7 protein-coding genes and 1 pseudogene are annotated in these 12,761 nt (G+C 34.7%); 1 reads left to right on the forward strand and 7 read right to left on the reverse strand.

All coding sequences use genetic code 11. The annotated features are described in order from the left end of the window. Nucleotides 1–8 precede the first annotated feature (8 nt). The 4 genes and pseudogenes from GKR88_10790 to gyrA form a co-directional block, all read right to left on the reverse strand. On the reverse strand, nucleotides 9–1,088 hold the full coding sequence (locus GKR88_10790) for a cell filamentation protein Fic (protein ID QMU64725.1): 1,080 nt from the start codon (nucleotides 1,086–1,088) through the stop codon (nucleotides 9–11). 94 nt (nucleotides 1,089–1,182) lie between these two features. Beyond that, a pseudogene (locus tag GKR88_10795) lies at nucleotides 1,183–2,524 on the reverse strand (tyrosine-type recombinase/integrase). Nucleotides 2,525–2,886: 362 nt separating this feature from the next. After that, the gene (locus GKR88_10800) at nucleotides 2,887–4,131 is read right to left on the reverse strand and encodes a tetratricopeptide repeat protein (GenBank protein QMU64726.1); all 1,245 of its coding nucleotides are present in this window, start codon (nucleotides 4,129–4,131) and stop codon (nucleotides 2,887–2,889) included. Between the two features lie 25 nt (nucleotides 4,132–4,156). After that, a complete protein-coding gene (gene gyrA, locus GKR88_10805) occupies nucleotides 4,157–6,649 on the reverse strand; it encodes a DNA gyrase subunit A (GenBank protein ID QMU64727.1) in 2,493 nt (830 codons plus the stop codon). 251 nt (nucleotides 6,650–6,900) lie between these two features. On the opposite strand from gyrA, the gene GKR88_10810 reads away from it, so the two are divergent. After that, nucleotides 6,901–9,459, forward strand: a complete 2,559-nt coding sequence (locus GKR88_10810) for an AAA domain-containing protein (protein QMU64728.1) — start codon at nucleotides 6,901–6,903, stop codon at nucleotides 9,457–9,459. Between the two features lie 11 nt (nucleotides 9,460–9,470). Here the strand turns inward: GKR88_10810 and GKR88_10815 are convergent, their stop codons facing one another. The 3 genes from GKR88_10815 to GKR88_10825 all read right to left on the reverse strand — a co-directional run bounded on the left by GKR88_10815 (nucleotide 9,471) and on the right by GKR88_10825 (nucleotide 12,714). Then, on the reverse strand, nucleotides 9,471–10,295 hold the full coding sequence (locus GKR88_10815; GenBank protein QMU64729.1) for a thymidylate synthase: 825 nt from the start codon (nucleotides 10,293–10,295) through the stop codon (nucleotides 9,471–9,473). A gap of 84 nt (nucleotides 10,296–10,379) precedes the next feature. Continuing rightward, nucleotides 10,380–12,125, reverse strand: coding sequence for a Na+ dependent nucleoside transporter (locus tag GKR88_10820; protein ID QMU64730.1), 1,746 nt, complete (start codon nucleotides 12,123–12,125; stop codon nucleotides 10,380–10,382). Continuing rightward, on the reverse strand, nucleotides 12,103–12,714 hold the full coding sequence (locus tag GKR88_10825) for a hypothetical protein (protein QMU64731.1): 612 nt from the start codon (nucleotides 12,712–12,714) through the stop codon (nucleotides 12,103–12,105). Before GKR88_10825 ends, GKR88_10820 begins: the two co-directional genes overlap by 23 nt. Between the last annotated feature and the right edge of the window lie 47 nt (nucleotides 12,715–12,761).

A 12,761-nucleotide genomic window follows, 5' to 3' on the forward strand; every position in this document is an offset into this window, starting at 1 on the left:
CAGAATATTTATATTAACCTCTCCCACTTTTCATGTAGTAAATAAGTCCTAGCTTTGTTAGAAGGATTTCCAATAATAAGAAAATCATTTTCTAGCCATTTTTTTATAAGAATAGCAGCATTTCTTTTAAAAATGCCTAAATGAATAGCTAAATCATTCGTAGTGATTTCTTTTTGTTGTAAAAATAAGTCTAGAGACATTCGCTGTTTAGCGGATAACTCTCTTAATAATTTAGAATTATCATTAGAAATACTTGTAACCTTTTTTTTAGAATTCTCTACAATATTAGAAAACGCAGTAGCCATTCCTTTGATAAAATATTCTAGAAAATCTGTTAAATCAGCCTGTTCTCTTCCCATGTAATAATTAGGGATGTCCTCTACAGCCAAAGCATCATAGTAACCATGTAAGTTTTTTGCGTAATACTCTTCCAAAGAATAGATTCCTTTTAACCCATAACCTCCAAAATGTAAAATATAATTAGTCATTAATCGAGCTGTTCTTCCGTTACCATCATAATAAGGATGTATAGTCGCAAATTGATAATGAGCTAAGGCAGCTATAATTGGTACTGGGATTTTTCTATTTTCTAAAGATATATCAATCCAAGAAACTAATTCTTTCATTAGAGTGCCAACATCAGAAGCTTCTGGGGGCATATATACAATATTGTTTGAGAGTCCGTCTTTTATTACATTTTGACCATCTCTATATGGAGTAGCACTTTTTTTCCCATTTAAAACTAGTCCATGAATGATTTGTATTGTTTTTTCTGTTAGAAGTTTGTTGTTTTTAGTTTCAATATATTCTAATGCTTTATAATAATTAACAACTTCTTTTTCATCTCTCTCTCGTCCAGAAAACCCACTTTTTTTTTGCGAAACAACTTCTGTTACTTGCTCCATTGTTAAACGATTCCCTTCAATTTGTGTAGAATAGTGCGTAGCAACTAATCGAGCAGATTTTCGAAGTGAACTTAGTAGGGTTGTATTAATAGGGGTGGATTCAAATTGCTTTTTACCTTCCTCTATGGCTACTAAATTTTGTGCAATAGATAATGTGATTGTATAATTTGGCGTAAAAGGCATTTATTATTTTTTATAAAAGTACAATAAAATGTAATTAAAGTGTAAATAAAACGATATTATATGTCAAATAAAATCATATTATTAACTCATTTATTTAAGAATTTAAAACCATATCTAAGGCATCATCTGCTTCTTTATGGATAAAATTCGCTTGATAACCAATTGTAGTTTTTAGGTTACTATGACGATATAATTTTTGAAGCATTAAAGGATTAATACGGTCTCCTGCAATATTACCAAAAGTATGGCGAGCAATATGATTTGATAGATTCTTCTGAATGGCACATTTTTCTGCAATTCTTTTTAGGTATTTGTTGAATAGTTTTGAGGTATTTCGTGTTTTTGTAAAGATATCTTCTTTGCTTTTCGGATTCGCTTTTTTTAGGAATGGAAAAACATAATCAGTATTTGTTTCTTTATCAACTTCATAAAGTTTCAAAATAGCAACTGCCTTTTCGGGGATTTTTAGACTTACTGGTTTCTCATTCTTATTCATTTCATAATATAGTCTACCATCAACAAAGTTAAACCACTTCAATTCTAGTACATCAGAAATACGAACTCCTGCAAAATAATATGAAAACAGAAAAATATTCTTTGTATGCCAAATAGAAGTATTAGGCTCTAGTTTAAGGTTTTCAATTTTCTCAAGTTCTTGTTTAGTGAGACCTATTTTATTGCCAGATTGGATACGTATTTTTTCATTCTCTCCTGCAAAAGGATAATTTTTATTATTAGTTATGCCTTCTTTTATGGCTAGATTATAGAGCGTACGAATAAAGATTAACTAGATTGGTAATAGTTCTTGTTTTTTGCTCCAAATAAGAAGCGCAAAACGTCTTATACTTGCTTATAAAAGTTGTATTTATATCTTGAAATGATAAACTTTTATTTTTGGAATAAGCTTTTATTTCGTCAACAATAGAATTCTCATATTTACGAGCTTTTGAGATTCGGATTTTTCGTCGTTCTCTAATCTCATCCATAACCAATAGTTTTGGGTTAGCGGGATTATGATTCAAGAACTCTTGAATATTGTGAAGTATAGATAATTCTGATTTAGCAACTGAAAAAGTTCCTTTGGTGTATTTGTCTTTAATTCTATCAGATGCTAATTGAAAGAAAGATACATTAGAGCCTTTTCTTTTAACTTTAGTTTGTATTTGTTGCGTAGTGAAATTCTCATCATTAGTTTCGGCTTCCAAAAGGGTAGCATGAGCTTCGCTCAAGCGCTTTAAAAGTAGATTATTTAAGCGTGTAGAATTAGGGTGCGATTTTTTGACTTTATTAGATTTTGCATCCCAATCTTTTTCAAAAATGTACTTCCCAGTAAAAATATATCTTGTTTTTCTATTTTTTGTTATTCTTAAAGCTAAAGGAAGTGAACCATCTTTCTTCTTATCGTGCTTCCAAAGTATTATCTTTACTGACCCCATAGTTAATTCGTTGAAGTGTAAAGATAAGTGATTTTGATAAATTTACCTAAAACATACCTAAAACAAATTACGATTTTATATGGTTTTATACGGTTTTATTTAATTTCTGATAAATTATAAAATACTGATAATCAATTATATTGTTATTTATTGGTATTATAAAGACAAAGCTCATAACCCGAAGGTCGCAAGTTCGAGTCCTGCTCCCGCTACTAAAATAAGCCATTGATTATCAGTCAATAAAACTGTAAATTGATGGCTTTTTTTACTTGGTGAAATAATGAGCACATACAGTAAAAACCAGTTCATGTCGCCTAATACGTGAAAGCCAAAATGAGTTCTTTGTTTAAAATAGCTATCTCTTAACCCATATTATCAAGAATCTCTCCGTATTCTTTTGCCTTGTCATTCATCTCTAAGATCTCATACAAGCTTTTTAACACTTTTACGGTTTCAACGGTTCTTTTTAAGCTATCTGCTTTTTCCAAATAAGGCAATGCTTCTTTATATATCAATATTTTTTTTGCCTGTAGATCATCGTATTTATCAAAATCAGTTAAGCCTTCCATTTGATCATTGATTTCACTTTCTTTGGCAATAATCAATCTATACATACTTGAATATGCATCTGCATAATCGGGTTTTAACTCGATTGCTTTTTTGAAATAGCCCATAGCTTCTTCTTCTTTACCTTTTTTATCGCTGTTTATAATTCCTAGATTATAATACAGAAGATGATTATTGGGAGCTAACTCAACGGCTTTCTTCAATAGTTTTTCAAACTCATCCATTTTTTCCAATTTGATATAAAAATCCGCTTCGGTTAGTAAGAGATTAAGATCGTCGGGGTCTTGAGCCCTCGCTTCTTTAATCATTTTAACAGCTTCTTTATATCTGTCGAGTTTAGCTAAAATAGCTGCAATATATTTGATAATACTCGCTTTTTTGGAGGAGGTTACTTCATCTCTGGGCTCTTTAAACTGACCTAATCTTACCATATTGTCTCTCTGAGTTTTACTCCCCAGATTTCTTTCTATTCCTGTCGCTTTTTCTTTGGCATAATAAATGGTGGTAATACCTGTATAGCCAATATCTTTCAATTGCCGATATTTCTCTAAAGCACCTTCAAAATCCTGAGCATTATAAGAACTCAATGCAGAATTTTGGAGGGAAGCAGTATCCGTAGGATCCAGCGTATATGCTAACAAAAAATCTTTGGCAGCATTAAGAAAATCCTTATCTTTTGTAAATAAAGTGGCTGCTCTGTTTGAAACTTCAACAACCATTTCATCTACCATAGGTTTTGCAGTCGCAGCATATTTTTTTCTACCGGAAGTGTTCTCAACATCTTGTAAGTTTTTAAAAGCCGTTGCTGCAGCTTCATATTTTCTAACTCCCTTATATGCCTGAACTTCCAAATAGTGAAATTTTGCTCTTGTTTTTACATCCATGTTAGATACCAAGCTTTTAGCTGCCATTAATGCCGTAGAAGCTGTTCTATAATCTGATTTTTTAATTGCTTTCTCTGCAGTTTTTAATTCGCTTTTTTGTGCAAAAAGGCCTACTGCTATAAGGCTCACAAAAATGACTAATACTTGTTTTCTCATGTCGTTATTATTTAGATTCTAAATTTTATTCATTTTCGTTTCCATTATTCTCAATTTCCATACCATTATTTTCAGAATCCTCTTCATACCTTACCTTTGCTACTGCAGCAATACTATCATCTTCTTTTATATTGATTAGTTTCACTCCTTGAGTAGCCCTACCCATCACGCGTAAATCTTCCACTGCCATTCTAATAGTAATCCCTGACTTATTAATAATCATTAAATCATTACTATCATCTACATTTTTAATGGCGACCAAATTACCTGTTTTTTCCGAGATATTCAATGTTTTCACTCCTTTACCTCCTCTGTTCGTAATTCTATAGTCTTCTAATTTGGAGCGTTTGCCATATCCTTTTTCAGAAACTACCAAAATATTACTTTCCATATCATTTACGGCAATCATACCCACCACTTCGTCGTTCTCATCTGCAAGAGTAATGCCTCTCACTCCGGATGCTATTCTACCCATAGGCCTTGTTTTTGCTTCCTCAAAACGGATAGACTTTCCAGATTTCAGAGCCAACATTACCTGACTATCTCCTGTGGTTAATTTTGCTTCCAGTAATTCATCATCTTCCCTGATAGTAATAGCATTGATTCCATTGGTTCTTGGCCTCGAGTACTGCTCCAGAGGAGTTTTTTTAACCTGTCCCTTCTTAGTGGCCATAATTACATAATGACTGTTTACATAATCTTCATCTTTCAAATCTTGAGTTACCAAAAATGCTTTTACTTTATCATCTTGTCCTATGTTAATCAGGTTCTGAATAGCTCTCCCTTTTGATGTTTTACCTCCTTCGGGAATTTCATAAACCCGCATCCAGAATACTTTTCCTTTCTGAGTAAAGAATAACATATACTGATGATTGGTTCCTATAAACAGGTGCTCTAAGAAATCTTCATTTCTGGTGGTCACCCCTTTTTGTCCGCGCCCCCCCCTGTTTTGTACTTTGTATTCGTCCAAATTGGTACGTTTCAGATATCCGGCATTAGAAATAGTTACTACTACTTTGGAATCAGGAATCATGTCCTCTATTCTCATATCGCCACCGGTATATTCTATGGTGGAACGGCGTTCGTCTCCATATTTATCCCTGATACGAACTAATTCATCTTTGATGATTTGATAGCGTCTTGGTTCATTGGATAATATGTCTTTTAAATCGGCAATGGTTTTTACAATTTCATCAAATTCCGCTCGTAATTTATCCTGCTCCAAACCGGTAAGATTACGAAGTCTCATTTCAACAATTGCTTTTGCCTGGGTTTCGGTCAGTTCAAACCGAACCGTCAGGCTGTCCCGGGCTTCATCTGCATTCTTAGAGCCTCTGATTATTTTGATCACTTCATCAATATTATCAGATGCAATAATCAGCCCTTCCAGAATATGTGCTCTGGCCTCTGCTTTCTTTAATTCGTATTCGGCTCTTTTAACAACAACTTCATGCCTGTGTGCTACGAAATAATGAATTAATTGTTTTAAATTTAATTGCTCCGGTTTTCCCTTTACTAATGCAATATTATTTACACTAAAAGAAGTCTGCAGTGCAGTATATTTAAATAATTTGTTTAGAATAATATTAGGAATTGCATCGCGTTTCAACACATATACAATGCGCATTCCGTTTCTATCGGACTCATCTCTTATATTAACAATACCTTCCAGTTTCTTATCGTTTACCAGTTCGGCTGTTTTTTTAATCATTTCCGCTTTGTTAACCTGATATGGAATTTCAGTAACCACGATAGATTCTTTGCCTTTTACTTCTTCTATAACGGCTTTTGCACGCATTACAATCCTCCCTCTACCCGTATGGAAAGCATCTTTAACACCTTCGTAACCGTAAATAATTCCTCCTGTCGGAAAATCAGGGGCTTTTATGAGCTGCATCAACTCATCTATTTCTATATCCCTATTATCTATATACGCTATCGTGCCGTTAATAACTTCCGTGAGATTATGCGGTGCCATATTGGTGGCCATACCTACTGCAATACCGGAAGCCCCATTAATTAGTAAGTTTGGGATCCTGGTAGGTAATACGGTGGGCTCCTTTAATGTGTCATCAAAATTCAACTGATAATCCACCGTTTCTTTTTCAATATCCGATAACATTTCTTCGGATATTTTTTGCATTCTTACTTCCGTATAACGCATTGCTGCAGGACTGTCGCCATCTACAGAACCAAAATTCCCCTGCCCGTCTATCATCATATAACGCACACTCCAGTCTTGAGCCATCCGTACCATGGAATCATATACGGACGTATCTCCGTGCGGATGATACTTTCCTAAGACTTCTCCGACAATTCTCGCTGATTTTTTATATGCTCCGGTAGCTTTAACCCCCAATTCGTGCATTCCGTAAAGTACTCTCCTGTGCACAGGCTTTAAACCATCTCTTACATCAGGCAATGCCCTGGACACAATTACAGACATAGAATAATCTATGTATGCGGATTTCATTTGTTCCTCGATATTAATCGGAATTAACTTTTCGCCTTCAATCATTATATTTTTGTTAGTTTTTAATAACAAAGCAAGGTACTACAATTCGCATTTCTCACAAAGGTTTTCATTGCGCATTTCCCCTCGAGTTATTAACATTTCTTCATAAATTCTGACTTTTTTATATGGCTGATTTCCAGGTATTTTTATTTCCTCTTTAAGCAGCCAAAATGACAGTATTTTATGATTGGTATTTTTTTTGTAATTTTTTTTGATGAAAAAGGACTAAATTTACACATACTATACAAAGAAATATGGACGATAATTTTTCACCAAAGGTCAGAGATGTAATTACTTTTAGCAAGGAAGAAGCCCTTCGTTTGGGGCATGATTTTATTGGTACGGAACATCTTTTACTCGGTTTGATAAAAAAAGGAGAGGGCAAAGCAATTGATATACTAGATATTTTTGAATTGGATTTAGCTCTGATTCGAAAAAAATTAGAACAATTAAATCCTGTTTTACCCTCTGTCAACGGAGCATATCAGAAAAAGAATTTACATTTGACCAGGCAAGCCGAAAAAGCTTTAAAAACTACTTTTTTAGAAGCTAAATTGTATCAAAGTAATGCTATAGATACCGCACATTTATTATTGTGTATTTTAAGGAATGAAAACGATCCTACAACAAAATTGTTGAACAAACACAATGTTGATTATGATCAATCAAAGGCTTTGTATAAAGAATTGCATATAGAGCAAGACAATTTATCCATAAGCCCAATTGCCGAAACTTCTTCTGATGATGAGTTTACCTCTCCGGAAAAGAGCAACCCTTACGGACAAACTCAAAAAGGGAAAAACCCCAAAAAATCCAAAACACCTGTTTTAGATAATTTCGGCAGAGATTTAACTGCTTTAGCCGAAGCTGATAAATTGGATCCGGTTGTGGGGAGGCAGGTAGAAATAGAACGTGTTTCTCAAATTTTAAGTAGAAGAAAGAAAAATAATCCCATGTTGATAGGGGAGCCCGGTGTTGGTAAATCTGCCATTGCAGAAGGGTTAGCTATTAGGATTGTAAATAGAAAAGTTTCAAGAATTTTATTTGATAAAAGAATTGTCTCTCTGGATTTAGCGAGTTTAGTTGCCGGGACAAAATACAGAGGGCAGTTTGAAGAACGGATGAAAGCTCTCATGAATGAATTGGAAAGGAATGAAGATATTATTTTATTTATAGATGAAATTCATACTATAGTAGGGGCCGGTGGAGCCACGGGTTCATTAGATGCGTCTAATATGTTAAAACCCGCCTTAGCCAGAGGAGAAATTCAATGTATAGGAGCTACCACACTGGATGAGTACAGGACTAATATAGAAAAAGACGGTGCTTTGGAGCGTCGTTTTCAAAAAGTAATTGTAGATCCTACCAGTGTAGAAGAAACCATTCAAATCTTACACAATATCAAAGGTAAATACGAAGCACATCATCATGTGGATTTTACGGATGCTGCTATTGAAGCCTGTGTGAAACTGACCAACCGATATATGACAGATCGATATTTGCCGGACAAGGCAATTGATGCTATGGACGAAGCCGGTTCCAGAATTCATATCACCAATATTGTAGTTCCGAAACAAATACTGGAATTAGAAGCCCAACTGGATGTAATTCGAGAGCGTAAAACCGATGCAGTAAATGGCCAAAAATATGAAGAAGCTGCCAAATTACGTGATGATGAAAAGAATTTGGAAACTGCTTTGCACTCTGCTCAAAAACAATGGGAAGATGACTCTAAACTAAATAGAGAAATTGTAACTGAAGATAATGTTGCCGAAGTAGTTTCTATGATGACAAATATTCCCGTAAACAGAGTTGCCGAGGCAGAAAGTCATCGTTTAAGTGAGTTGCCCGGTATGATCAAAGGAAAAGTTATCGGACAAGATGAAGCAGTTGCTAAAGTGGTAAAAGCCATTCAAAGAAACAGAGTCGGATTAAAGGACCCTAATAAACCTATTGGTTCTTTCATATTCTTGGGACAAACGGGCGTCGGTAAAACACAACTGGCAAAAATACTAGCAAAAGAGCTATTTGATTCCGAGGATTCTTTGATTAGAATTGATATGAGCGAATACATGGAAAAATTCGCTATTTCCAGATTAATTGGCGCACCTCCGGGTTATGTAGGTTATGAAGAAGGTGGACAATTGACAGAAAAAGTGCGTAGAAAACCATATTCTGTTATATTACTAGACGAGATTGAAAAAGCGCATCCGGATGTCTTTAATATGTTATTGCAGATTTTGGATGATGGTTATATTACTGACAGCCTGGGAAGAAAAATTGATTTTCGGAATACCATTATCATTATGACTTCTAATATTGGTGCTCGTCAAATAAAAGATTTTGGCAGTGGTGTTGGTTTTGGAACAGCAGCAAAAAATGCGCAGGCAGACGATCATGCAAAAAGTGTGATTGAAGGTGCTTTAAAAAAATCTTTTGCTCCCGAATTTTTAAACAGGATTGACGATGTCATTATTTTCAATGCCTTGGAAAGAGAACACATCCACTCTATCATTGATATTGAGTTAGATAAATTATTGAGAAGAATAGCCGATCTGGGGTATACCTTGCAATTAAGCGAAAAAGCAAAGGATTATATAGCTGACAAAGGTTTTGATAGAAAGTATGGTGCCAGGCCTTTGAAAAGAGCCATTCAAAAATATATTGAAGATACACTGGCGGAAGAAATTATCACTTCCAAATTAGAAGAAGGAGATACTATTAAAATGGATTTGAATGTCAAAGAAAATATACTCACTATTAAAATTAAGAAAGGGAAAAAAGCACCTGAAAATAAAGCTGCAGAAGAATAAACCAGCTATAATTATACAGCTACAGTACCTTTTATATGTGGGTGTGGGTTGTAATTTACCAATTCAAAATCTTCGTAAGTAAAATCCGTGATGTTTTTTATTTCAGGGTTTAATTTCATTGTAGGCAACGGCCTTATATCTCTGGATAATTGCAATGTTAATTGTTCCAAATGGTTGTTATAGATATGAGCATCTCCAAAAGTGTGTATAAACTCACCTGCTTCATAATCGCAAATCTGCGCGATCATCATTGTGAGTAAAGCGTAAGAAGCAATATTAAACGGTACTCCTAAAAAGATATCCGCACTTCTTTGGTATAACTGGCAAGATAATTTTCCTTCCGCAACATAAAACTGAAAGAACGCATGACAAGGTGGCAAAGCCGCTTTTCCGTTGGCTACGTTTTCCGAAAATGATACCGATATATCGGGCAATACACTTGGATTCCACGCACTGACTATCATTCGCCTGCTGTCAGGATTATTTTTTAAGGTTTTAATGGTTTCCTTTAATTGATCAATATCATCACTATTCCAATTACGCCATTGGTGCCCGTAGACAGGTCCCAAATCTCCGTTTTCATCTGCCCATTCATTCCAGATTCTAACGTCGTTTTCCTGTAAATACTTTATATTGGTATCTCCTTTTATAAACCATAATAGCTCATAAATAATAGATTTTAAATGCAGTTTTTTTGTGGTTACCATTGGAAAACCCTCATGTAAGTCAAATCGCATCTGATATCCAAAAACGCTTTTTGTTCCCGTACCTGTTCTGTCATTCTTCTCATTTCCGTTTTCCAAAACATGCTTTACCAAGTCGTGATATTGCTTCATTTTATCTTTTCCTTTTGGTTTTAACCTTGTGAGACCTTTGCCAAATCAATTTTGCAAAGGTATCCTTGTATTTCTAATAACTTTTTACCCAATAATCATCCCCGCTATTGTGGCAGACATCAGCGATGCAATGGTACCTCCAAGCAGAGCTTTCATCCCAAATTGAGAAAGTGCTTTTCGTTGCCCGGGAGCTAAAGAACCTATTCCTCCAATCTGAATTCCTATGGACGCAAAGTTTGCAAATCCACATAACATGTATGTCGCCATAATGACGGATTTATGATAGGTAAAATGAACTGCACTAACTGTATTTTTTAATGCTGCCAATTGTATATAACCTACAAACTCGCTTGCGGCTAATTTAATTCCCAATAACTGCCCCATTAAAGCCATATCTTCATTTGCAACACCCACCGTCCACATCAATGGTGCAAATAGGTAACCTAAAATAAATTCAAGCGAAAGAGCTTCATAAGGGGTATTTACCATAATCCAATTATTCCATCCGGTAACATTTCCAATTAACAAAAAAACATAGTTTATCATTGCTATGAACGCTATAAATACCAACAGCATTGCTCCTACATTGACTGCCAAACGGAGGCCCTCTGTAGTGCCATTTGCAATTGCATCTAAAATATTCGAACCGATTTTATCAAAGGAGACTCTAACATCCGTATTTATATCTTCGGTTTGCGGATATAAAATTTTGGAGATGATAATTGCTCCCGGTGCAGCCATTACAGATGCTGCCAATAAGTGCTTTGCATATTGTAGCTTTAATACCGGGTCATCTCCTCCTAAGAAGCCTATATAAGCGGATAAAACAGCTCCTGCCACTGTTGCCATTCCGCCAATCATCACTAAAAGCATTTCAGATTTATTCATTTTTTCCAGATACGCTTTTATCAGAAGCGGTGCTTCTGTTTGCCCCAGAAAAACATTCCCTGCCACCGACAAACTCTCGGCTCCTGAAATTTTCAAACTCTTAGATAACACAATTCCAAATGCTCTTACTATAAACTGTATAATTCCCAAGTAAAATAGTAAAGAAGTTAGCGCAGAGAAGAAAATGATGGTGGGCAATACCTGAAATGCAAATATAAACCCGAAAGTATCCATATTGACTATCAGGCCTTTAAATAAAAACTCACTCCCGGCCTTTGTAAATTCAAGAATCTGTACAAATATCTTTCCAACAAACTCAAATCCCTTTTGTATGAAACCTACCTTCAAAACACCTATGGCAATTAACAATTGAAAAGTCAGTCCTATACCAACTGTCTTCCAATTGACAGCCTTTCTATTGGAACTAAATAGAAATGCGATTACGAGTAGTGTCACCATTCCTAAGATACCTTTCCATAAGCTTTTCAGGGAAAACCCTTCGCTTGGTAAAATTTGATTTGTATCCGTATCACTTTTGGTTATATCAGGCTTAATGTCTATTTCTTTTTTAGAAAACTTAAATACGACATCTCTTTCGGAAAGTACTAGTGTGGAATCTGTTTTTACTATAATATTGCAATATCGGACCGTGTCTTTTGGTTGTGTATAATTGAGTATTAAAAGATTGTTATGAAGTATATAAGTTCCGGAAGCTTTTAGGCTGTCTTTTTCAACTAAAGAATAATTAAATGTTCCTTCTTTCAGAAAAAACATATCCGATTTATGAACAGTTATAATAGGTTTACCTTCTCTTTCTATGGAAGAGAATCTCCATTCGTTTTCGACAGATTGAGAAAAGCCTAAAAAAGAAGTATAACATAAAACCACTAATAATAATTGGTTTATGTACCTAAACACATTAAGATTTTTTACTGATTTCATCTCTGATTTTAGCTGCTAACTCATAATTTTCATTAGATACGGCTTCGTTAAGTTTTTGATATAATTCATCCAAAGACAGCTTAGAAAAGATAGTATCCGAAGTTTCTTTACTTTCCAATCGCATTTCAATTTCTTCGGTTTCCGTATCACTATCTTTTAAAGATAATTTTTCTTCAACTTTCAAATAAATGCCTGCTTTATCCAAGATATTTTCATAAGTAAAAATAGGAGCCTTAAATCGAACGGCAATAGCAATGGCATCCGATGTTCTTGTATCTATCACTTCATCTGTTCCGTCTTTTTCGCAAATTAAGCTTGAAAAAAAAATGCCATCTACCAGTTTATGAATAATGACTTCTTTAATATGTATGGAAAACCTGTCTGAAAATGTTTTAAATAAATCATGTGTCAGAGGCCTGGGAGGTCTTATTTCTTTTTCCAGGGCAATTGCAATGGATTGCGCTTCAAAAGCACCTATAATAATGGGTAATGTTCTAATCCCTTCCATTTCAGTTAAAACGAGTGCATATGCCCCACTTTGAGTTTGACTGTAAGAAATACCTTTAATGGTTAACTGTATCAGGTTCATATTTAATTTCTAAACATAAAAAACGCCTAATTATTTGGCAGTGGCAA

Source organism: Flavobacteriaceae bacterium, from assembly GCA_014075215.1.
Taxonomy (GTDB): Bacteria; Bacteroidota; Bacteroidia; order Flavobacteriales; family Flavobacteriaceae; genus Polaribacter.

Excerpts from the sequence above, each read along its gene's own strand:
- GKR88_10790 (QMU64725.1), bottom strand. The coding sequence starts at position 1,088 with ATGCCTTTTACGCCAAATTATACAATCACATTATCTATTGCACAAAAT.
- GKR88_10800 (QMU64726.1), bottom strand. The coding sequence starts at position 4,131 with ATGAGAAAACAAGTATTAGTCATTTTTGTGAGCCTTATAGCAGTAGGC.
- gyrA (QMU64727.1), bottom strand. The coding sequence starts at position 6,649 with ATGATTGAAGGCGAAAAGTTAATTCCGATTAATATCGAGGAACAAATG.
- GKR88_10810 (QMU64728.1), top strand. The coding sequence starts at position 6,901 with ATGGACGATAATTTTTCACCAAAGGTCAGAGATGTAATTACTTTTAGC.
- GKR88_10815 (QMU64729.1), bottom strand. The coding sequence starts at position 10,295 with ATGAAGCAATATCACGACTTGGTAAAGCATGTTTTGGAAAACGGAAAT.
- GKR88_10820 (QMU64730.1), bottom strand. The coding sequence starts at position 12,125 with ATGAAATCAGTAAAAAATCTTAATGTGTTTAGGTACATAAACCAATTA.
- GKR88_10825 (QMU64731.1), bottom strand. The coding sequence starts at position 12,714 with ATGAACCTGATACAGTTAACCATTAAAGGTATTTCTTACAGTCAAACT.